The sequence below is a fragment of the Alicyclobacillus fodiniaquatilis genome, assembly GCF_042678105.1.
Taxonomy (GTDB): domain Bacteria; phylum Bacillota; class Bacilli; order Alicyclobacillales; family Alicyclobacillaceae; genus Alicyclobacillus; species Alicyclobacillus fodiniaquatilis.
In genome coordinates, this window is record NZ_JBHUCX010000089.1 from 31,541 (window position 1) to 55,206 (window position 23,666).

The 23,666-nt window shown below is 49.7% G+C and carries 19 protein-coding genes and 1 pseudogene; 1 reads left to right on the plus strand and 19 read right to left on the minus strand.

Going from position 1 to position 23,666, the window contains the following annotated elements; all coding sequences use genetic code 11:
• Positions 1-16: 16 nt before the first annotated feature.
• The 10 genes from ACFSB2_RS21270 to ACFSB2_RS21315 form a co-directional block, all read right to left on the minus strand.
• On the minus strand, positions 17-1,237 hold the full coding sequence (locus tag ACFSB2_RS21270; protein WP_377945121.1) for a hypothetical protein: 1,221 nt from the start codon (positions 1,235-1,237) through the stop codon (positions 17-19).
• Entirely contained in the window at positions 1,234-2,223 is a 990-nt protein-coding gene (locus ACFSB2_RS21275) for a glycosyltransferase family 2 protein (protein WP_377945145.1), read from the minus strand. The genes ACFSB2_RS21270 and ACFSB2_RS21275 overlap by 4 nt, the downstream gene beginning before the upstream one ends.
• A gap of 302 nt (positions 2,224-2,525) precedes the next feature.
• Positions 2,526-2,735 (minus strand): hypothetical protein, encoded by a 210-nt coding sequence (locus ACFSB2_RS21280; RefSeq protein WP_377945122.1) that lies wholly within the window; start codon positions 2,733-2,735, stop codon positions 2,526-2,528.
• 19 nt (positions 2,736-2,754) lie between these two features.
• Positions 2,755-3,792 (minus strand): oligopeptide/dipeptide ABC transporter ATP-binding protein, encoded by a 1,038-nt coding sequence (locus ACFSB2_RS21285; RefSeq protein WP_377945123.1) that lies wholly within the window; start codon positions 3,790-3,792, stop codon positions 2,755-2,757.
• A complete protein-coding gene (locus ACFSB2_RS21290; RefSeq protein WP_377945124.1) occupies positions 3,792-4,805 on the minus strand; it encodes an ABC transporter ATP-binding protein in 1,014 nt (337 codons plus the stop codon). The genes ACFSB2_RS21285 and ACFSB2_RS21290 overlap by 1 nt, the downstream gene beginning before the upstream one ends.
• A 160-nt stretch (positions 4,806-4,965) precedes the next feature.
• Positions 4,966-5,892 (minus strand): ABC transporter permease, encoded by a 927-nt coding sequence (locus ACFSB2_RS21295; RefSeq protein ID WP_377945125.1) that lies wholly within the window; start codon positions 5,890-5,892, stop codon positions 4,966-4,968.
• A gap of 6 nt (positions 5,893-5,898) precedes the next feature.
• The gene (locus ACFSB2_RS21300) at positions 5,899-6,897 is read right to left on the minus strand and encodes an ABC transporter permease (RefSeq protein ID WP_377945126.1); all 999 of its coding nucleotides are present in this window, start codon (positions 6,895-6,897) and stop codon (positions 5,899-5,901) included.
• Positions 6,898-6,964: 67 nt separating this feature from the next.
• The gene (locus tag ACFSB2_RS21305) at positions 6,965-8,872 is read right to left on the minus strand and encodes an ABC transporter substrate-binding protein (protein ID WP_377945127.1); all 1,908 of its coding nucleotides are present in this window, start codon (positions 8,870-8,872) and stop codon (positions 6,965-6,967) included.
• Positions 8,873-10,895: 2,023 nt separating this feature from the next.
• Complete coding sequence (locus ACFSB2_RS21310; protein WP_377945128.1) at positions 10,896-11,450, minus strand: DJ-1/PfpI family protein; 555 nt, start codon at positions 11,448-11,450, stop codon at positions 10,896-10,898.
• A 325-nt stretch (positions 11,451-11,775) separates the two neighbouring features.
• Positions 11,776-12,645 carry a GNAT family N-acetyltransferase gene (locus ACFSB2_RS21315; RefSeq protein ID WP_377945129.1) on the minus strand — a complete coding sequence of 290 codons (870 nt, stop codon included), beginning with the start codon at positions 12,643-12,645 and terminating at the stop codon, positions 11,776-11,778.
• 678 nt (positions 12,646-13,323) lie between these two features.
• Between ACFSB2_RS21315 and ACFSB2_RS21320 the strand changes: the two are divergent.
• Positions 13,324-13,965 (plus strand): annotated as a pseudogene (locus tag ACFSB2_RS21320) (PSP1 domain-containing protein); the annotation flags it as partial.
• A gap of 406 nt (positions 13,966-14,371) precedes the next feature.
• On the opposite strand, the gene ACFSB2_RS21325 reads toward ACFSB2_RS21320, so the two are convergent.
• From ACFSB2_RS21325 to ACFSB2_RS21365, 9 genes are all read right to left on the minus strand, one after another.
• Positions 14,372-15,043, minus strand: coding sequence for a FadR/GntR family transcriptional regulator (locus tag ACFSB2_RS21325; RefSeq protein WP_377945130.1), 672 nt, complete (start codon positions 15,041-15,043; stop codon positions 14,372-14,374).
• A 25-nt stretch (positions 15,044-15,068) separates the two neighbouring features.
• A complete protein-coding gene (locus ACFSB2_RS21330; RefSeq protein WP_377945131.1) occupies positions 15,069-16,127 on the minus strand; it encodes an Ldh family oxidoreductase in 1,059 nt (352 codons plus the stop codon).
• A 139-nt stretch (positions 16,128-16,266) separates the two neighbouring features.
• A complete protein-coding gene (locus ACFSB2_RS21335; RefSeq protein WP_377945132.1) occupies positions 16,267-17,421 on the minus strand; it encodes a UxaA family hydrolase in 1,155 nt (384 codons plus the stop codon).
• 2 nt (positions 17,422-17,423) lie between these two features.
• Positions 17,424-17,702, minus strand: a complete 279-nt coding sequence (locus tag ACFSB2_RS21340; RefSeq protein WP_377945133.1) for a UxaA family hydrolase — start codon at positions 17,700-17,702, stop codon at positions 17,424-17,426.
• A gap of 115 nt (positions 17,703-17,817) precedes the next feature.
• Positions 17,818-18,759: a hydroxyacid dehydrogenase gene (locus ACFSB2_RS21345; protein ID WP_377945134.1), complete on the minus strand. Its 942-nt coding sequence runs from the start codon at positions 18,757-18,759 to the stop codon at positions 17,818-17,820.
• A 12-nt stretch (positions 18,760-18,771) separates the two neighbouring features.
• A complete protein-coding gene (locus ACFSB2_RS21350) occupies positions 18,772-20,217 on the minus strand; it encodes an NAD-dependent succinate-semialdehyde dehydrogenase (protein WP_377945135.1) in 1,446 nt (481 codons plus the stop codon).
• Positions 20,192-21,061: a class II fructose-bisphosphate aldolase gene (locus ACFSB2_RS21355; protein WP_377945136.1), complete on the minus strand. Its 870-nt coding sequence runs from the start codon at positions 21,059-21,061 to the stop codon at positions 20,192-20,194. The genes ACFSB2_RS21350 and ACFSB2_RS21355 overlap by 26 nt, the downstream gene beginning before the upstream one ends.
• A gap of 17 nt (positions 21,062-21,078) precedes the next feature.
• Positions 21,079-22,263: a diphosphate--fructose-6-phosphate 1-phosphotransferase gene (locus ACFSB2_RS21360; protein ID WP_377945137.1), complete on the minus strand. Its 1,185-nt coding sequence runs from the start codon at positions 22,261-22,263 to the stop codon at positions 21,079-21,081.
• Positions 22,264-22,272: 9 nt separating this feature from the next.
• A complete protein-coding gene (locus ACFSB2_RS21365) occupies positions 22,273-23,655 on the minus strand; it encodes a hypothetical protein (protein WP_377945138.1) in 1,383 nt (460 codons plus the stop codon).
• Between the last annotated feature and the right edge of the window lie 11 nt (positions 23,656-23,666).

The following is a 23,666-nucleotide window of genomic DNA, read 5'->3' on the forward strand; positions in this document are numbered from 1 at the left end:
ACGCTCTGCAAATCACTCATTGAAAAAATAGACCGTGTGAAAACAGCAGACTTCCCTCTAAATCAAATACGCCAAACAACACGCATAGTCCAGTTGCAATCATCAGTTTCATATCATCAGACCATTTTCTTGTCCATATCAGTGCATAAATGGGCCAGATAACACTTAAGAAACGCAGTACACTAGTCAGTGGCGCCCCTGGAATGTAGGTACTGAGCGAAGTAAGTGCAAGTGCGATCACCCAAAGACTTGTGTCCCATGAAGCAACACCCGCTTCATGGAGCCGACCTTCCGTAAAGTTCCATTTAAGAGAAGCGTATACGTACAAAATGATCAACAACACAAACCCACACACATACAGCGTATTCAGACTCATATGCGGCAACGACTGCACTAAACCCGTGCCTGGAAAGCGCCAAACGCGTTGCCAAGCTGTTTCAGCATGAAAAATTGCAAACGGCTGCTGATAGCGTCCCCAGAGATAGGCGACAAACAAAAACCAGGGCGCTACGACGGAAAGGCCGTAAATGATGCCGAACTTATATTGTCTTCGCTGGAAAAAGCGCAAACCAAATACAATAGAAATCAGTCCTAATTCATGCAGACTCGTGCCCATGAATCCAGCAATACAGGCGATCACATCTCCTGTGCGGGACGCCTTTGTGAGACCATACACAATGAGCAACGTACATAAGACACTGTATACTTCTACATATAAAGCGCTCTCATAGATGGCCGCCGGATTGATGGCATACAATATAATGGCAAACAGCGCAGCTGTATCACCAAACCTGCGTTCAACAAGCAGATACATCAGCACCAAAGTCGCAATGAACACCAGGCTTCCCACGATGATGCTGCCTGTGCTGCCAAACAAGTGGATGATCAACGGAAACCCAGGGAAATAAGCTGTTGTGCGCAGCGCTGGAGAAAAAGGGACTGCATTGCCAGTCACGGTGAATGCTTGTTGCACATCAAGAGGCAATTGATACCCGTATTTTGCTATAGCAGCATACCACTGCGCATCCCACTGCATGAAGTGATCGAACCAAGTGCCTGTCAAGCGCAAGTGGCTTTGCGCATCCTGGATGGGAAATGCAAAACCAATCAACAAGACCGCAAAATGAAGGATGAAGACACCTATGATTTTTGCGATACCTACTACACTTCGCAGCGACGTATCATTCTCTTTCCTTTCATGCAAAAAGCCGGAATTCGCATACGCGATTTTCTTCACTCCCTTTCGCGGTCGTCTCTACTGGTTTCGGAGCCATGCTTAAAATTATAAAGCCCTTTGACGAAATACAACGGGCGAGCTCGCACTTCATCATAGATTCGTCCGATATACTCTCCCAGAATACCAAGCACAAGCAATTGTACACCACCAAGAAACAGCACAACCACCATCAGCGACGTCCAGCCCCGAACAACCGAATGCGTGAACAGTTTCATATACAAAATCGCCAAAATGCCAACAAACCCCAATATGCTGGACGAGAAGCCCAGCTTTGAGGCCCATTGCAAAGGACGGTGCGAAAATGACGTCACACCATCAACTGCAAAGCGCACCATTTTACGCAGCGGATATTTGGAAACACCCGCTACTCGTTCCGCTCGAACGTAGGGGATGCCGATTTGTTCAAAGCCAACCCACGACACCAGCCCCCGAATAAAGCGGTGTCGTTCGTGCATCGCCAGCAAACTGTCGACCACATTTCGATTCATCAACCGAAAATCACCAGTGTCCAGCGGAATCTGCACATCTGTAGCACGATTCAGAAAACGATAAAACCGTCCAGCACTCCAGCGTTTGAACCAACTTTCTCCCTCGCGCTGAACGCGCACAGCATAGACCACATCATATCCCTGACGCCACTTATCGAGAAACTGCGCGATAAGCTCCGGTGGATCTTGAAGATCCGCGTCGATCAGCACCACAACGTCTCCTTGCGCATGCTCAATGCCTGCTGTGACGGCAATTTGATGTCCAAAATTACGGGACAATTCAACAACCTTCACTTCTGGCTGTAAATGGACCAGCCGCAACAGCTTTGCTTGTGTATCATCCTGGGAGCCGTCATTGACGAAAATCACTTCATATAAAGTAGATAACTGTTCCAACACAGACCGCAGTCTTTGATAGGTGTGCTCAATCACCAGTGACTCGTTGTACACCGGCACAACCACTGAGATAAACGGTGTGGACTGTCTCCTCGAATACATAGGCTCATTCATGTCATGATGTTCATGTAGAGTACGCATCCAACCGTCACCCATCCTTACCTTATGCTGATCACTGCGGTCTATAAACCCAATATGATAGCATATTCCAAAAATTGTGCCAGTCATGAAATGCGTACGCCCCTAGAAACATGGGTCACTAGAGGCGTACGCATTTATATGATATGAAATAATCTCTTCATTGCAACATAACCATGGTGCCGCTGATATAAGCGGTATGACGGCCTATCCTGTGATGAATTCGCATTTTGCTCTGCTGCGAATGTGCGAATGCTACACGTCACTTATTCCTCGCGCATCGCTATACGACGACGAATGGCGCCCCGCACCAGGATAAAGGCAACTAATCCACCGTTGATGATGAGCGAGTACACCAGCACCACTAACGACCCCGACGACATCGTCGAAAAAGGAAGCGCCAGTAAACACAACACGATAAAAGTAATCGCTATGTGAAATGTCGTCCGCGCAATAATATCACTTTTTTCGATCACGTCTCTCGCCTCCTATCGCTTATTGAGCGGGCACCAAGTTCCAAGCCGGTATTTCACTCGCCCGATGACAAGCCACCTCGCTTGCATCTACACGTGTCAATTGTGGCTCAACCGTTTCACACCGCGCTTCCGCGTAAGGACATCTTGGATGCAAGCGACATCCTTTCGGCGGATTGGCGGGACTTGGCATATCGAAATTCTTCAACGGAATCGACCGATTCCCCTTAGCCACCTTCGGATCTGGCACGGGCACCGCAGAAAGCAAGGCTTGTAGATATGGATGCTTCGGATTGGCCAAGACCTGGCGCACATTGCCGATTTCCGCAAGCTTGCCTAAATACATCACGGCAATTCTTCCATTTTGCGCAATGTACTTCGCGGTAGACAAGTCGTGCGTGATGTAGATGAACGCAATATCCATCTTCTTATTTAGTGAAGCCATCAAATTCAAAATCGAGATGCGCAACGATACGTCAATCATGGAAACCGGCTCGTCAGCGACAATGATTTTCGGATTGAGCGAGATGGCTCTCGCCATCAGAACACGTTGCCGTTGTCCGCCTGAAAGCTGGTGTGGATATTTGTACAAGAACTGTTCTGGCGGATTCAATTCCACCGTGCTCAGCAGTTCACAAACCCGTTGGAAGACGTCTTTTTTCTTGACAATTTTCTTTTGCAAAATCGGCGCCGACAACGACTGATAAATCGTGCGCATCGGATTGAGCGCCGCATAAGAGTCCTGTTGGACCATTTGCACGCCACGTCTGAACTCTTGTAATTGTTGCTTGTTCATTTTGGCGAGATCGACACCGTTGTACGACAGTTTCCCGTGGGTCGGTTTCTGCAATCCTGTGACCACATTGCCCAGCGTCGTTTTGCCACAACCGCTTTCACCAACGAGCGCGACGACTTCCCCTGGGTAAATGCCAAAATTCACATCCACCACAGCACCGATTTTGGTCGGTTCGCTGAAAAGGCCCTGCCTACGCTCAAAAATGACGCTGACATCTTCCAGTTCCAATAAAGGTTTCACCTTACGCATATCTTGTACAGCCATCAAACTCGAACCTCCTCAAGATCAAGGTGCTGTTCCCGCGCATATTCTTCATTGGAATGAATATGACAATTGACCAGGTGATCCACACCCGTCTCCACCATGACAGGATCCACCCTTTTACATACAGGTTTAGCCTGTTTGCAACGGGGATGAAATGGACAGCCAGACGGCAAATTCAACAAGTTCGGCGTTGAACCCACAATTGGCTGCAAATCGTCATTGGACAACAACGACGGCACCGATTTCATCAAGTTGGACGTGTATGGATGATCCGCGTTATCGAATATCGAGTAGACATCGCCAACTTCCACCAAACGCCCTGCGTACATCACGCCCACCCGCTCTGCAAAGCGAGCCACCACGCCGATATCGTGGGTCATCAAAAGCATCGTCGTGCCCATGTCCTCATGAATCTGGGCGAGGATGTCGAAAATATACGCTTGCGTAATGACGTCCAAAGCGGTCGTCGGTTCATCCAAAATGACCAGTTCTGGGTTGAGCAACAAACTGAACGCAATCATGACACGTTGCTTCATGCCACCAGAAAGTTCGTGCGGGTGCGCCGCCAAAACACGCCCGGGTTCCAAGCGTACGTACTCAAGCAGCTCTTTTGCTTTATCTAAGATTTTCTTTTCCGTAATTTTGGCATCGTGCGCACGAACCGTTTCTATGACCTGTTCTCTGATGGTCATGACTGGATTCAGCGCATTTTGGGCAGCCTGGAACACCATCGAAACTTTGGACCACTTAAATCTCTGCATCTTTTCCTTGTTATATTTCAGTACATCCTCGCCTTGATAGAAAATTTCACCGGAAGAAATCAAACCTGGCGAAGATACCGAGCGCAAAATGGCCGAAGCCATGGTGGATTTCCCACTGCCGCTCTCGCCCACCAACGCTGTGATCTTGCCTTTTGGTATATCAAAATTGACGTGATTGACCGCCCGAATGTTGCCAGCGCGCAAGGGGAAGTCGACCGTCAAGCCGCGAACTTCAATGACGTTCTCGCTCATCTCTGTGCCTCCTAGAATCCGTTTTCATTCGTACCTTCATCCTACAACGAATTGTCACAAATGAGTACCGTCATTCGCGATGATCCGATTGCCAGATGTATCCACCCTTCATCTCTACGGTGATCATACACGTAGAGGTTGGCATCCATTCAACTCCAGCTTAACTGTTTGTACGCAAGCGAGGATTCATTGCGTCATCAATACCGTTGCTGAAGAAAATGCTCCCCATTTGGAACAATGACAGACAGACAATCGGCGCCAACAGATAGTAATAGCCGCGTGGGTTGAAAATACCGCCCGTGTTTTGAATGGCCAGGTTCAACATGGTGCCCCAGTTGGTGATGGAGAACGGCGCCAAACCAAGCAACATCAAACCAACGCTGGCGACGATGGAACCTTGGATGGTTTGAATGAAACTGATACTGATGTAAGAAGCGATGTTCGGCATGATTTCCCGCGAAATGATGTAGCCAGTACCCAAGCCCATCACGCGGCAAACCTTGATGAATTCACGCTGCTTGAGAGAGAAGATTTGCGAACGAACTGCTCTGGCCAAACCTGCCCACTGCCACGCGCTGAGGATGACGGCAAACAAAATCGGGTCTGTGATGGAGAACAGCGCCGCAATAATCATCATCGCCGGAAAACTCGGAATGGTCAGAAACAGGTTGGTGATGAACATTAAAATCGTGTCAAACTTTCCGCCAATCAGACCAGAAACGGTCCCAACAATCACCCCGATGATGATGGTGAACAAAGAGGCGAAAAAGCCGATGAGCAAGACGTCCCTGGAACCGTAAACCACTTGACCAAACGTGTCGCGTCCGGCGTAATCGGTCCCTAGCAAATGGTGAAGTGATGGCCCCTGGTAACGCTCATTGTACTGTACAGTCATGTTGAGATGAATGACCATCGGACCAAACACTGCCATGCACAGGAAGAACAAAAGGATGATCATCCCGATAAACGCTTTTTTGTTGCGGTAAATGGTGGTAAAAAACGCTTTGACCGCATTCGGTTTTAACTTTCTATCGAATGTATAGCGAACTGTTGGTTCACCTGTCGGTGTGGTCATCATTGTACTCATCGGACATCAATCCTCCAGTTTCACGCGCGGATCCAGCTTCGTGTACAACAAATCCGCAATCAGGTTAGCAATCATCACGGCCACGGCCGTCACCAAGAACAACCCTTGCATCTCTGGGTAGTCACGATTGGACGTTGCCTGTCCAATGTAGTACCCCATGCCTGGATAACTGAAATAGGATTCGATAATGGTCGAACCGCCTATCATCATACCGAATTGCAGCGCCAATGACGTGACGAGCGGCAACAGTGCATTTTTCTTTACATAGTTTTTCATAATATTAGAATCTGGCACACCGCGAATGTAAGCTGCGGTGATGTAATCTTCACCGAGGATGTTGACGGCGTTCCCTTTCATGGATAATGCCCACCCGCCGAGTGACGCAATGATATACGTAATAATCGGCAGTACCGCGTGATACAACGCGCTCAACATAAATGGAATGTTGAAACCTGGCGTCTCCTGTGCGCCATAAGCGCCTTGCACAGGGAACCAAGCGAGCTGAAAGGCGAAAAACACAAGTAATAAAATTGCGATGATAAATGATGGAACAGCGGTCGAAAGAATCGCATAGGTCGAAATGATTGGATCCAAAATCGACTTGCGTTTCCACGCCATGATGCTCCCCAGGTTAATGCCAATCAAGAAGCTGACAACCAAGGAGATGCTGAGTGTAAACACGGTCCACGGTAACGCGCGACCAATCACCTGGTCTACCGATACATTCGTATTGATGATGGACTGACCGAGGTTGCCGTGCAAAATCCCTTTGATATACGTGTAAAATTGTTGATCAATCGGTTGTTTCGGATTGTAGTGAATCATGCCTGCAATGATTTGATACGCTTGATCAATCGGAACTGCATAGGTGCTTGCATAAGTTCTGGCTAGATTGCCAACGATGTTACCAGGCATCATCCGCAAGAGCAGGAAAGTAATGATCATCGTCGCAATGACAGTAAGAAGCAATACGCCAATTCGTTTGGCCAACCCTCGAGCCGACATCATGTTCACCTCACTGTGATAATTCAATCAGTTTTGCGTACATACGCTGTCCTCAATTGATCAGCGATCAATTTGGCCAATAATTAAATACCCACCAGTCGGAGCCAAATCCAGTGTTCATTTCGGCAATTTTCAAAGCTGTTTCCGTACCTGTTTTTGGTAAAGGCATATTGCGGTCATACTTGCTCCACTCATTCTCCATCGGCCAATTGCCGCCCAACATCTTCACATTCGCCCAAGCGCCGGTGACATTTTGGAAGAAGTTGATGCCATAAACTGCCTGGTTAATTGCATACGCCATATTGTCCGTCATCTCTTGCCGTTTGGCTGCATTGTGTGTAACTGGAAATTCATTAATGTACGTGTTTGGATCAACCTTCTGTCCGTTTAATCCAATCAAATTCGTTTTGGGATGACCGTTATTCGGACCGCTCTTATATGTTGGAAAGCCAATTTCCTGCTCTGGAGTACTCCAAAACATGTAGTCCAACGAATTCCACGGTGAGCTGTATCCGAACGTCACATCAACCCAGTCTATGGACATATCGTACTTGCCGTTATCAGCATTGGTTGGTTCGATGCTTGCATCAGCTGCTATTAAACTCGTTGGAATTCCGAAATCAGTCAACTGCTGTGCTGCTACCTGACCACTGAGGACACCGGGCATCCAAGTGGTGTTTGCACCAATGATAAAATGTGGAACTTTCCCATTCGGTTCATGCCATTTGCCGTTCTCTTTTTTCCACCCAAGTTGCTCCAACATCTGTGTGGCCTTGGCTGGATTGTAGGTGTATTTCGTCATTTTGCTCAGCGTCTGCTTCGACAACACTGAAGAAAGCGTTGAAGGTACCAACCCTGTCATGTTGTATGGAGACGTAACACCAAAATAGTTACCGACATCGCGAATCTTGGAACGGTCAAACACGTAAGCAAGCGCTTGCCGGAATTTTTCATTTTGGAAAATAGGTTCTCGAAGGTTGAAGTACATACCAATGGACGCAACGTCTTCCATTTGGTAGTGCACCAAATCTGGATTGCTGGCCAGACCTGCATTCAAGACGTCTTGCGGCGGTGTGCCATCGTAATAATCCAACTGTCCGGACTTCAACTCGGCCCACTGCGCGGGTACCTGCTGGATCTGCTTAATCCACAGTTCCTTGAACTTAACGTCTTTTCTATCCCAGTAATACGGATTCTTCACCAATATCTGATCAGTGTTATTGGTTGAATACACCATATACGGGCCCGAACAAATTGGATCCGGAGGCGTATCTGAAGTGAAGTTTGCATAGTTTTTCGTCATTTGCGTCTGAATGGCAGTAGGTATCTTTACCCCCATCCAAGTATTCGCTGTCCATGTCGGCGATTGTTTTTTGGCTTCCTGTAACAACTGGTATTCTTTATCGGCATATTTGCCATAGATATGATAGGGAATCTCGCCTTGGTTATCCTGGGAAATCAACGCCATCCGCATTTGGTTAAACGGGTTCGTTTGCTTTGCCCAAACGAATACCACTGTATGCGCGTCGGGTGTTTCGATATTGGTCAAGTAGTTCGTTACCTCAGTGTGCTGCAACATGTAGTATGCCCAGATGTCCTTACTCGTGATGGGTGCACCGTCCGACCATCTTGCGTTTTTACGCAGATGCACGATGGTTTCCGTCGCCGTATTTTTGTACGATGCCGCTAGGCGAGGCGTGAATTGTTGCGTCGAACGAATGTATTCAAACAGTTGTTCAAACTCATACTGCGTGCCTGTTCCTTCTCCGCCTGCCGCAAATGGGTTTCCTTGAAACTGTGGCGGCATCGGCCAGGAACCATCGAACGTAAAAGAATCAGTCGTGTCGTACTTCGGCTGCGCCGGCGGTGAAGATGATGAAATTTTGGTCAAATCCACATTTTGTGCTGCACCGCAGCCTGCGAGGCCGACAGACAAGCCAAGCACTGAACATGCCGCTAGAAAACGTTTTCTCATGATGAACATTCACCCCAACTTCCTCGGTATCAAAAATGCCAGCATCTTGCCTTGCAACAATTCGAATTCCATGTTGTGCTCCGATGATTCATGTTTACCGAGCAATTAAATAAAGCGCCTCTTTTTTTGATGGGTGATAACGATGTTGCTTCAACCACCATAGAGAGCGCTTTCATAGGGGTTTTCTATTTTCAAACATCATTATCACCTCTTACAGTAATTTTGTCCATTCTCTGATGTAATGGAACTAGATTTCACATAAACCACAATAAAATCACGATAAAGTAATTAATTCGCGATGACACAATCCGCAACCGCTTTCAAGAGAACATTACAAAGGTACGCTTTCTCATCTGAAACGAGAACACTGTCGGATGTGTGCATACACGCTTCCTTTATCTCCCCCTTCACTGTTCTCTGTTTTCTCTCTTTCGCGACCAGAAACTCAACTCAAGGCACATTAACAAACCAAAGTTGAGGCACGGCGCGCTACTGAAAGCAAAAAGTGCAATCCCCCTTGTTACGACCGCATAATTATTCTGCGAAAAACAAAAACAATTTTGAAATTGATTATTGGGCACAGACTCGCTTCTGTCAACCGGTAATTTTTATAGATGAATCCATTTCAATAAATATATAATATATATGTAGCAGTCCCCACCTCCATACGACATACGGCAAATAACCAAATGTAAATACATGAAATAAAATAAAAAATAATAAATAAACAGGTTAATAATCGTTGATATATCTTCATTTCATTCCTTTTTATTCAATCATTTTTCTATACACGCCATACACAACATCGAGACTTAGTTTTTACGACATCGAAAGATTCCTATGCTGTTCTATGCTGATTTACAATGCGCAGGCCTACCAAACTCACTTGTTCTTGTTTCATGCTACCCATCGAGTGCAATTATACCTCTTAACCCCTTGAAAATTCAGCAAACCCAACATTTCCGTCTAACATCTCATTCACCATTTTCATCCATTCGTTCTACACACGCTCTGTGTCAGCCAACTTACGGAGAGATTGATCCACATTTCTTTCATCTATATTTGTACACCAACGAATCGACATCGTACCAAAAGCGACAAAGAAAATTACGAGTTATTTGTTTTTTATTTTTTATGACCGATTATGTTTATTTCCATCTATATACACAATTCATGTTCGATACTGCACAAAAGTGTGAAACCACTTAACAGTCATCACAGTACTCTCTTGCTTCCTTAAAAATACACTCTGTATAAGCCTACACTGATGGTGTTTTTCCGTGAAATAAATGCCTGTCGATGAATGCCTAACCAACATCAATCACATCATAAATGACAGAACATTATGTAAAACATGTACAGTACAAAACGATGAAATCTCGTCTTTTCATGATGCCGACACATCAACTCACACTTAGCGCCTTTTCATTTTTTATTGGTTTGAACATCTCTGATGCATCAAAAACAGCAAAACCGGTTTATTACAGCAAGCTGCTGCAAAAAATCATTCTGAACATTTTTTCGATAAATTTCAGTAATATGAATGCATTTGTATACATATGATTTTGATTCTTCATAAAAGGTGGAAGTGACAAACTGTATGAACGACGCTCAAATACTATGTAAGTTTTTTCCATGATTCAGCCTTGAACTTTCTGATGTTTTTGTTGTGGAAGAAAACTTTGCGCATAACAACCGAAAATCCGAAAACCAGTAATTCAGCGTCAACGGCGAACGGCAATTGTCAGCGTGATCGACAACTTATAAATGCGCTACGAAATCATCAGGATATACAGTCCTTTTCCTTTCACGACTCAACAATCCTGATTCTGGACGAAGCCAACAGCGTCGATACAAGAATCGAGATACTAAAAAGAAGCCTCGTCGATTTGACCTGACGAGACTTCCTTTACTGTATGCTGTTTCTCGAAAATTAAGTTTTACTGTCCAACAAGTTTTGTACACAATGATTCTTCACGTCCAATACACCGCTTGTAAAAGAACAATCTAGCCCAGAGCTATATTACGCGTTCAACAGTCGCAAAAATTCCCGCATGAAACCAGGTAGATCCGGCCATGCGTGCCCTGATACAAGGTTGCCGTCCACGTGCAGTGTTTTCTCTGACACATAGATGGCCCCCATGGCCTCTACTGACGGTTTACAAGCAATATACGCCGTCATCTTGCGCCTTTGCAATTTGTCTCGGACGGTCTCCAGCACTTGAGCCGCGTGACAAATGGCGCCAATCGGTTTGTTTGCATCGATAAAATGACCAACAATGCGCGGCACATGCTCATTGAGGCGAATATATTCTGGGGCACGACCACCCGGAATCACAAGCCCATCAAACTGTTCTGGATTGATGTTCTCAAATGCTTCGTGCGCCTCCAGTTGATATGCAGGCATCTCTTTGTATGTTTCCCAACCGACAAAATCATGCACGACCGTATGCAGTACCCTTTTTGTCGGAGCGGCAATCACCGCCTCAATGTCCTCTTCCAACAAGCGAAAGTAAGGATAGTGGACTTCAAGCGCTTCCACAGCGTCACCAGTCAAAATCAGTACCTTTTTCGACACGTCGCATCATTCCTTCCTAGTCTGTATGGTCATCCAGGAACCACTGCACACGCTGTCAGGCAAAGATGCTGACGATCACGACGAATCGTCACAAGCGGAAGTTCAGAGATGACACTTTTAAGTTACCACCAAGGGAACGAGAGTGGAATAGGACGTGTTTTGGATGGAAAGACAACTGGGTTGGGGCAATTAGACATCGTCGGTATCTGTTGAAAAATCGAAATATCACAATTGAGACTCCATCATCTTCTTCAATAATGCAAGATGTGGCCCAGCCAACTTCAATAGTTCAAATTCTCCGTCATTGCAATTCCCCCCTCAGTACCTATCGTTCTGTCGGTTTGGGTATGACGACTGCGCCGCAAGCCCGCTCATAGAATTCAATGGGGCCTGCTTCATCGATGATGGCATACGCATATCCACAACGTTTCATGTCAAATAAACAATGGTGTAACAGTGATTTGCCGAGTCCACTTTCCCGGCAGTTGGGCAAAACACCCATCGGCCCGAAAGTCCCCTTCTTGAAGCGAACGACATCATAACAACCGAACCCGATGATTTCATCTTGCCTCATCGCCAAAAAGATGGGGGGAACTACATAGGTGAAGCCATTGTGCACCGCATCTAACCAGCGGCTGCTAAACGTCTGCTGAACAAAGAGACACAAGGACGCTTCATCCCCTTTATCAGCGCGTCGAATGATCACTTCCGAGATCTCTGCGCACGTAGGGAGGGGAAAGTTCTCCAGTGCAACGACCATGTCTCTTGGTTCACACACAATTTGACGTATATCATCTTCTGTAATATTTGATGAAGATGTTTTGAGAAGCGATGCAATGTCACACAAATCTAGAATTGCACTATACAGATGACCCTCGTTTATCATGCATTGCCGATATTTTTTTCGCAGGTCATCTGCCAGATGCAGCACCTCCATCAGAGACGCAGATATGCTTGGCTTGGTGGGCGAAATGGAACATGGCACTTTGGTATCCTGCAGTCCATATTGATTTGCGCACACCTGTAATTCGGCGATACGAAACCGACCACGGAGGTAAAGTTCCCCAAGCACACTTGTTCCTTCCAGCAGTCCACCGACAAAGAGATCAAACGGATTGATGACATCACGCCCAGTTGGCACCGCCAATGTCGCATATTGAATGACGCGTTTCACCCGGTTGCTGAACGTAAACATGTGTATAGCACCACCTCTCAAGGTCACGTCAAAGATTCCTCGTCGTTCCATGCAACCGGCGTTGTAGAACCCGTCTTCCAATCGCCTTTCAACATCGCGTATGCAATCGTGTCGACATACTGATGTTAGCGATGGATGCATGCATCGCTGTCACTTCTTTCACGTATAAGGTAGGTAAATAAATCATTCTCCATCTCCTTCCTTTTGCCTGCCTACATTGTCAATTAACTGCCGAATTTCCTTGTGATGTCTGTTACATTCCCCACGGGCTTCTTCAACGGAGGCGTATATGCCTTCTCGTCTGACATGGCCATGATTTTCAATTTTTCACGGCCTGCACGACAAATCGGACATTTGCCGAGGATACCATAAGCTGCGGTGTCATAGCCGCATTTCAGACACACGTGCAAATATGATTGCATGTTCATCACCTGGAAATAGTATGTCGCCATCTGGATGTCGAAGTCCCGCTTTCCATGTCTGAAATCCATGAGACAGTATGTCGGATTATGTTTTTACCGAATATTGAAAATTAAACAAACTACGCGGTGAATATGGTGTATCATTTGGAGACAGAGGAAATCTGCTGCTGCACTTTTTGTCACATCATCTCCTTTACTTTCAGAACTTTCCCATGTAATGTCATCGCGCATTAATCATGAATGGAGTTGATTTGAAATGAAGGTGAACGTTGTCGGCGTGCGATTTAGAGAAGCCGACAAAATATATTATTTTGCCCCATGCAATCTTCCGTTGCATGTTGAAGATAGGGTGATTGTGGAAACCTCGAATGGAAAAGAATGCGGGCGGATCGTCAAATCTCCTTTTGTTGTGAATGAAGAAGAAGTGGTTCTTCCATTAAAACAAGTCGTTCGCCTTGCAACAGATGCTGATTTAGACCAAGTAGAGCGAAACAAACAAGCTGCCCGCCAAGCCATGGCGCTGTGTTCAGAGCGAATTACAGAGCATGGGCTCGACATGAGACTCATCGAAACAGAGTACACGTTTGATCGCACCAAACTCACATTTCATTTTTCAGCAGAACAGCGTGTTGATTTCCGTCAACTTGTGAGGGATTTGGCTTCCATTTTCCGCACCAGAATTGAATTGCACCAAATTCAGGTTCGCGATAGGGCAAAACTCGTTGGGGGGATTGGACCATGCGGGCGGATTTTATGCTGTTCTACCTGGATATCCGAATTTGATCCCATCTCCATTCAAATGGCGAAAAATCAGCGTCTCTCATTGAACCCTAGTAAAATCTCAGGCGTGTGTGGGAAACTCAAATGCTGTCTGAAATTTGAATCCGAAAATTACGAAGAACTCATACTATGAACGTGTAGGACGAACTGTTTGTAACCGTGAAATCATTCGCGCAATCGATAAATATACAGCACAGCATCAAAACACCTTCCCCTTCAGCGCATGATGCACCGAGTGGGGAAGGTGTTCTATTTTCATGACTCACTGAGGCCTTGTCTATCTCATCCAAACGCAACGAAAAGGCTTGGTGAACGCGCCAACTTCTATGAAAATCCTGAGATCAAACTAAACTAGGCGCGGAATATGTGAAAAACATATGCAAAAAGGCGATACCAGAATCAACACGAGGTGAGTGACTGTCATTCAGATGTTGCTAAGAGACAAGTGGAAACAGATGAAAACCATCCAACGCACACCTGATAAGTGGCATGGGGACAATGAAAATTCTGCAATCAACAACCGTTCATTTGCCAATGATGGCCCTGCGCACACTGTGTAGATGAGACTCCATCGCCTTTGCAGCGTCTGCAGATTGACCTGCTTCAATCGCATCGACAATTTGCTCATGCTCATCTAACGATGCCAAAGCCCTGTTGGGAATGGTCAGCGACTGTTGACGACCTTCAGCCAATGCGTCTAGGAGCATCCACATCACTTTGACCAGCAGCATATTTTCAGACGCCTCGGCAATCGCCATATGAAACTGCGCGTCTTTTTCCGCCAATATGGTGAGTGTGTCTGCGCTCCGTCGCGCCTCGTCGATGATATTGCGAAGCCGTTGAATGTGTTCGGGGGTCCCTCTCTGCGCTGCCCAAGAAGCTGCCTGTGTCTCAAGTGTTTGTCGAATTTCAAATAGGTCCTGAATCTTTGCCCCAGCAAACTCCAGTGACGTGACCTCGGGGTCAGCACTGGCCACAAAGATCCCCACGCCATGCCGGACATCAAGTACTCCTCTACCAGAGAGGATTTTGATGGCGTCGCGAATCGCAGTGCGACTCACCCCAAAGACGACAGCAAGATCCCGCTCGGTAGGAATGCGATCCCCCGGTTTCAACTCACCGCGGACAATCGCGTCGGTCACCTGCGCCACAATTTTTTGGCTCAGTGCGATATTGTCGGAAATCTGTTCGAACATGGTCCAATCCCCTCACGTTTCAAACTCACGCAAACTCCTTTGGTAAATTTAGAGAGAATCTGTTTGCAAGCGCCTGAAGCTCATTCTTCGTTGTCTCTGGTAGCGCCATTCCCTGCGCTTCTCGCTTGCAAATCTCTGCACGCTGGCGTTCACCGGGCAAGTAGACAGCACTGACTCCTTTGGCGAGCGGATTTGCATGAATCGCTTGCTCCATCTGGGACAAACGAGTCGCGAACGCGCCTGACTCTCCCAGGAAAAATCCAGGATTCAGCACCAAGACGAATATCCCTGTATTTGGCGCGTCTGGGGCATCATCATAAATCGATCCGACTTCGTCTCCAATCGCTGCGCCGCTTAAAACACCGGATAAGATCTCCACCAGCAGGGCCAGACTGTAGCCCTTTGGCCCAGCCATCGGCAACAAAGCGCCTTTAAGCGCAGCCGCCGCATCCGTCGTCGGCTCTCCTGCTTCGTCGATGGCCCATCCCTCGGGAATTTCACTGCCATCTTTAGATGCCATGATGACATTACCTCTGGCCGTAACACTGGTCGCTAAATCAACAGAGATCTGCTCATCACCACGCCCGGCTGACATTGCGATGGGATTTGTGCCAAAATATGCGCGACGTCCTCCCCACGGGGGAATCGCTGGCTGGGCGTTGGTCAAAACCAACCCGATGAACCCTTCGTCCGCCGCCATATTGGCGTATCGAGCCAGAACACCGATGTGGTTTCCACGCCGGACGGTGACGGCCCCAACGCCAGCCTCTTTCGCGCGTTCAATGGCCGTTTGCATGGCTGCTCTGGCCACAACTGGCCCTAATCCGTCGTCTCCATCCACGGTTGCGGTCGCCGCGCCCGTGATCTGGACCGATATATTTGGACGCGGATTGATCTTCCCTTTGTCTATCCCGCCGATGTATGCGGACAGGCGAGAAATCCCATGCGTGGATTTCCCAGATAAATCAGCTAGCACCAGCGTGTCTGCAGTCCAGTCGGCGTCCTTGGCTGGAACGCCCGCGGCCACAAAGCAATCGGATGCAAATTTTTTCAAGTCTTCAGTCGCATACTTTGCCCCATCCACAGACACACGCTCCCCTTGCTCCACAATTTCTGAAATCGAATTCTGTCTAACCGGCACACAGCAAGCATGCGCCGGTTATTATACCAGTTCGCTCCCCAATATCCAACGAGATCGAAATCACCATTGGTTGGCCCACACGTTAAGCGCTGGGGTACAACTTGGTGAGCACAAACTCCTTGTGACCCAGTGCTTCCGCCACTGTCAGTCGACCGTTTATCGTGCGCTCCATCACCGACGCCAGTTGCTCACCAGCTTGTTGCAAAGTGATTTCGTGCGAAAGTAAGCCGCTGACGTCCACGTCGATGTGCTCCTGCATCGCTTTGGCCGTCTTCGGATTGCCCGTCAGTTTAATCACTGGCTCAACCGGATGACCGACGATGTTGCCTTGACCAGTCGGGAAAAAGTGCAACACAGCGCCGCCCGCACACATCAGGGTGATACATTCCGCAGCCGCAGATGAGGTGTCCATAAAATTGAGGCCAGGCTTGACCGGCGCTTGTGAAGGCTTCAGGACATCAACAACAGGTTTGGTTCCTGTTTTTTCGATGTTCCCCATCGCCTTTTCCTCAATGGTGCTCAGCCCACCGGCAATGTTGCCCTCGGTTGGCTGGGAGCCCAACAAATCCACGCCCTGAGCTTGAATGAAGCTCACATAATCGTCGTACGTCTTCATAAATTGGCTGCGGACTTCCGGCGTTGTGCACCGCTCGGCAATCAGGTGTTCTCCCCCCGTCAACTCGGAGGTTTCGCCAAACAACACGGTTGCACCCGCATCAAGCAAATGATCAACCACCCGGCCGACGGTGGGACAAGAAGCCAAACCGGTCGTGGTATCCGATTCACCGCACTTGATGCTGAAAATCATTTCGCCAAGCTCCACCGGCTCCCGCTGCAATTCAGAGGCGTACTGGACAAACTCCATCGCTTTCCAACACGCTTGGCGCACAATCTCCAGTTCTCCCTGCCCCTCAATGCTAAACGCCGCCACCGGTTTGCCCGTCGTGGCAATCCCGTCTGCGATGCGCTTCGTCCAATTTTGTTCGATCCCGATGACAATCACGGCTGCCACGTTCGCATTGCGCCCGGTGCCGATCAACGTGCGAAAATGCAACTCAAGGTCCTCGCCATATTGCAGGCGACCATACGGATGAGGGAGGGCCATCGTCCCTTGAATCTTGTTTGCCACTGCTTCACACGCTTCGTTTGAGATGTCGTCAACAGGAATGATCAGCACATGGTTTCGGATACCGACACTACCATCTGGACGCCGATAACCCATCAATGGTTTTGTCATTTCTACCACCTCTTACTTTTGATGTTATGGGTATGAACGTAGTCGCCGCGCTGCCAGGCGGACTTTGTCACACCGACGATTTGACCATACTCAATCACATCGGATGCTTGCGCTAAATCTTGCAGTGCGATCTTATGGCCAAGCGGAATGTCTCCCCTCGCCACCACCTCAACCTTGGTGTTGTCATCCATAAAAATCCCGCTGATTTCCTCGCCGTTTTGAATGTCTCGCGTGGCGACGCCTACATGGTCTCCTTGTTTGTGTACAAGAAACTTGTGCATATCGGACAACCTCCTCCTTGAACGGTTCACCTTCGTGTAATAGGCATCTCGTATGTGGTATGACCATAAAAAAGCAAACAAATATGCCTTTGGTTACAAATGGTATAAATTTACTTCACGCCTGTTTTGCCTCTACTTTACGCAGCGCCAAATCCACCTCAGCCAGAATAAATTCGGCGACACGCTGCGAAGATTCATTCGTAATGCCGGCCACATGCGGTGTACAAACGGCGTTATCCAACTTCAGCAACAAATCATCGTCTGCAGGTGGTTCCTGTTCACGCACGTCCAGATAGGCGGTTTGCGCAGGGTGCGCGCGCAGCGTATCCAACAGTGCCGCTTCATCGACGGTTCCCCCACGGGATGTATTGATAAGCACGGCCGAATCCCGCATCTGCGCCAGCTGTTTTTCGCCGATCACATGCCTTGTCTCAGGCGTGAGTGGCACATGGACGGAAATAAAGTGAGCTTCCTGCATGACCGTCTCTAAACTGACCAAGTCGACATGGACATCTTGGACAAGCGCGCTGGTGGAAAGAACAAACGGATCGTACGCAATCACGTGCATGCCCAGCGCCCTGGCGCGCGTGGCGACGCGCTGTCCGATATCACCGACACCAACCAGCCCCAGCGTCTTGCCGTATACTTCGTTGCCCATTGCAATTGTGCGATTCCATACACCCCCCTTCACGTCGGCGTCACAGCGGCGCAAAAATCGAGCCTTGTCAAACAGGCAAGCGATGACATACTCTGCGACACTGATGGCGTTGCACCCCCGCGCCGCAACGACCTGCACATTGCGATCCCGACACGCCGCCAGGTCAATGTTGTCAAGCCCGACACCCAATCGTCCAACCACGCGCAAATTCGGGTGCGCGTCGAGCAACTCCGCATCGACGCGCGTTCGATTACGCACGATCAGCGCATGCGTTTCTGCGCCCATTGCCAACAGCCTTGTTCTATCGTCCACCAAACTTGCGTCGTAAACGACATCGTACGCATTGGCGAAGGCAGCGGGCAGCGGCCACCACAAATCTTCAGTCATCACGACTCGCATGCTCGTCTCTCCTTACAGCTCTTGGCTCACGTATTTCACTTCTTGAAATTCTTCCATGCCGATGCGTGCGCCTTCCCGCCCTAGGCCGCTTTGTTTCCAACCGCCCATCGGCGCAAATGCGACGGAGGGCAACGCATTGTTCCATCCGACGATGCCGTATTCAAGCGCTTCCGTCATCCGCGCGCCACGCCCTGCATGGTTGGTGTACACGTAAGCAGCCAGTCCCATGTCGGTATCATTGGCCAGCTTTATCACTTCATCTTCGTCGGAAAAACGGAAGATGGGCGACATCGGGCCAAACAGCTCGGCGCGGGCAAACGTGGTGTCGGGCGGCACATTTTCCAAAAGCAGTGGCGATAGATAAAATCCATCGTCTGGATGCTGCAACTTCGGATGAATCGGACGGGCGCCTCCAGCGATGGCTTCATCGGCCAACACCCGCAACTGCTGCCGCGCCTTATCATCGATGACTGGCCCAAGATCACTTTGCGGATTGGTCACTGGATCCGCCAGCTTCATCCGGCTGACCGTCGCAGCCCAACGCGTGACAAATTCTTCATAAACTGAATCATGTACATAAATGCGGTTTGCCGCGATGCAGGATTGGCCGTTGTTGCGGAATTTCGCTACCATCGCGCCTTCCACTGCTTTCTCGACGTCCGCGTCATCAAAGACGATAAACGGCGCGTTGCCGCCCAATTCGAGCGCCAAGCGCTGCAATTGTCGCGCAGAGGATTTCACCAGGGATTGCCCCACCGCAGTCGATCCGGTGAAACTCACCACGCGCACAGCTGGATGCCCCATCATGGCTTCGGTGGTGCTGACTGCCGGCCCATGGATGAGGTTGACGACGCCATGCGGGAACCCTGCCTCCTCCAGGCACTTGAACACTTCGATCACGGACAGCGGCGCTTTTTGCGATGGACGAGCGACGACTGTACACCCTGCGGCCAGCGCTGGCGCCAGCTTGCGCGCCTGGATGGACACGGGAAAATTCCACGGCGTCAAGCAGAGTGCCACGCCAGCAGGCTGGGCGCGGGTCCAGTGCCGTTTGTTTTGCACCTCGTTCGGGATGTACGCGCCTTCTGGGCGCCGCGCTTCTTCAGCAAACCAGCGGAAATACTCAGCGGCGAATTTGATTTCACCCACCGCTTCGGCCAACCGCTTCCCGGACTCGACAGCGAGTACATACCCGATTTCTTCCGCCCGCTTGAGCAGCATCCGCGAAGCCTCCAGCAACATATCTGCACGAGTTCGCGCCGTCGTCAGCTTCCAAGCGCCAAAGGCGCGCGCAGCCGCTTCCACGGCCTCCATCGCCTCGTCCACACCCCCGTAACTGAGTTCAGCGATGGCACTGCCAGTCGCGGGATTGATCACGTCCAACAAGTCCTGATGGTTAGACGCTCGCCATACACCATCGATGTACATCGACTTATGATCGTTGTAAAGCTCCGCCATTGGTCACTTCCTCCAAACGACAGTAAGATATCTTCTCATAAACCATCTCTTTGAGACGTTCACGCGCAAACTGCATCATGGAAAACGGATCATCCGGAAATTGGCGACTTCCTTCGCTCAAACCGCTGACGAATGCCAGACGCAATTCGGTGTCAAAGTTGATTTTCGCGATTCCATACTTTAGGGATGCCTGAATCTGCTCCTTGGGTATCCCACTGCCGCCATGTAGGACCAAAGGCACATCCGTCTGCTCGTAGATGTGCTGCAGACGTTGGAGATCGAGCTTTGGGGCGCGTTTGTACATACCGTGTGCTGAGCCGATGGCGACAGCCAGGGAATCCACTTGTGTCCGCTCGACAAAGGCGACGGCAGCCTCGACGGAAGTATAGACGACTTCTTCATCCGCCACCGAAATGTCATCCTCCACACCGCCGATGGCGCCGAGTTCACCCTCCACGGGCACACCGACCGCATGACAAGTCTCCACTGCTTTCTGGGTCAATGCCACATTGTCTTCAAATGGCAGTGCAGACGCATCCATCATGCACGAAGTGAATCCTGCATACAGGGCTTCCACGACCTGTGGATAGGTTCGACAGTGATCCAGGTGAATGCCTACAGGGATCTTGTAGTTCGCCGCCGTTTTCACAATGTGATCCGCCAGGGATTGCATCTGCCCATTGCGAATCGCCCGCTGCCCAATCTGCAACAGCACGGGGGAATTTGAAGTGTCAGCAGCTTCAATCACGGCTTCCACCATATCCAGTGAATGGACACTCAAGGCGGGCACCGCGTAGTGGTTTTGATATGCGTCAAGCAACAAGTTTCCAGCCGCAAGCGGCATAGGTTTCCACCTCACTTCTATGATTTCAACACAGTCAACGGCAACCTTGGGTGATCTTCCAAAGAGGGCAAGTCAACCAGCGGGATCAACCAATGCAAGAATTCATCCGTCAGTTGTTGTTCCGCTTCAGACAGTATCCTGACCTTTCCTGCGACCGCTTCCAGCGGGACATGGATGAGCTCGGTGGCGTATGGCTGCGTATCAGCGCCTTGGCGCACGTACCCAACCATTTTTCCGGATTGGCCTGACAGCAACGCCGCTGCGCCTGCCCGCCCAAGCGCCACTGCTTCTTCTCTGTCCAGCGTCGACTGTGACTCCGCCCAACACCGCTGAAGCAGCCCAAGATTCTCGTAACGCACTCTGTAACCGAGCTCCTGGCGAATCCGTTCAGCCACTTGAGCGCCTATCCCACCGAGAATGGTGTCCGCAGAACTCCCCGTCCCCGCAGATTGCAACACCGCGTGACCTGTATCATCCTGCACACCTTCGCTGATGACGACGAGCGCAGAGCCTGTGCCTGCGACGCGCTGGCGAATTTGCTCCAGCAGTTCAGGCACACAAAGCGGTTGTTCTGGCAGACAGATGAATGGCGCCAAGCGCTGAGATGGATTTTGCGCCAAATGCGGCACAAGCGCCGCGGCGGCTGCCAACCATCCACCGTGCCGCCCCATGACTTCGACGACGCGAACCTGCTCAAAGCCTTTCATCGCTTCCAAATCAATCGTTAGATCCCGGACAGCTTTGATGACAAATCTTGCGGCGCTGGGATAGCCTGGACTGTGATCAATTTGAACCAGATCGTTGTCGATGGTCTTTGGCACGCCCATGACCTGGAGCGGCGCGCCCATGGCCTTTGCCGCATCCTCCACTGCTTTGGCCAGTGCCATGGTTCCATTGCCGCCCATCGCCAGAAAACCGTCTATTCCTTGCTTTTGCAATTGCTTGACTGCTATTTCAGCAACCTCGGCAAAGCCTTTGAACCGACCGGATCCCAACGCAGCCCCAGGCGTATCCAATAACCAAGGGTGCGCTGAAGAGATGGGCGCCAACTGTCCCTCGAGCAATCCTGCCACTCCGCCCACGAGACCGAAGCTCTGCATCGTTGCACCGTTTTTCGGACTCGTTGAAACGCTCAATGCGCCATAAAGAGAAGCGTTGAACACCGTTGTCGGTCCGCCGAATTGCCCAATCGCAATCTTCATAATGGCCTCCTAAAACCTCGTCACTGGAATTTTCATCAACGTCAACACGCGCGCCAATTCCTCTACGGCATCTCCGTAGGCGAAGGCGTAATGAGGCTCAAAACCGGCTTCCATCACATTCACGACGCGCTTTGCCACGTCAGCGTCGCCATCCAGTCGGACGCACGCTGACGTCCCGCGAAACCGTTGCGGCACATCCAGCACTTCACCACTGCCGATGAGCGCGCGCACCTGCCCACCTTGGTCCTCCCCTATGCGAAGCAGTGAGATGCGGCCAGGTTTCAAGCCGAACTCAAGCGTAAATCCGATCTCGCGATTCGGATGTTTCCCAGCCACGGCTCCGGTGTCGTTGCGGGCGAGGGAAAATGCGCCTGCGCCACAGTGCCAAAACACAACTGCGCCTTCTTCTTCACGCACTTCCACCAAATCGCCGAGGTATGCTGGAGAACCCGTCAGTTGATAGAGCACATCCATAGATAGGGAACCGAGCACGTCCGCTTCACAGGAGCCCATGATGCCCGTGTCTGTCAGGGCTGAAATGGTTGAACACGCCGCCGCGCCAAATTCGGTGAAAAATTCCGGCCAACAGCGAACGGCTACGGCATCAGCTTTCAGTTGGTGCAACTCCGCCTTCAACACGCTGATCATCTGTGCAAATTTTTTGACAGACTCCGGTGGCAAATGTTCAATGGCGCGCACCTGTTGTTTGATTTGTTCGATCTCAACGTCGCTCACTGTCTCTGAAACGGACGCGGCGCGCTGAAAAGTGTCGTTGAGGTCTAAATGTGTGATGTCAATGCCCAACTGGCGGCAAACGGACGCACTCGGCTGGGAAAAGAAGAAACCCTCTGGCGCATCTCCGAGCGTGATCACGTGAAATTGTTGCAGCTTTCGCCACGCCGCCCAAAAACGCAGCGCCACTTGCAAACTGTCTTCAAAACTGGGTTCGTCGGCATTTCCGTACACCAGTCGAAATGGGATGCCCATATTGCGCAGCCGCTGTCCGGCCGCGTTCGCGCCCGTCAATGAGTTGAGCGACAAGCGCTCGCCAAATTTTTGATTCGGCTCGCGAATCGCCCACAGAATGCAAGGAACCTTGAGTTCTGAAGCGAGTATATCGATATACCTCGCATCCACGAATGTCGTGAATTGACACAGAAGCACATCAATCTTTCCCGAAAGCTGTTGGGCGGCTGCCTCGGCTGATTGCGGATCTACAACCAAGCTGTCAATGAAGTGCCATTGATTTGGTTGACGTTTCAAAACCTCGCGGGATTCTGCCGAGAGTTGGTTGGCCGCTTCAATATCAAACGTCGCTCTACCAAAACTCACATATCCCACGCTCAGTTGACTGGCCGCGTTCTTCACCTGCGTTTGCGTATCCACACTCATCGGAATACCTC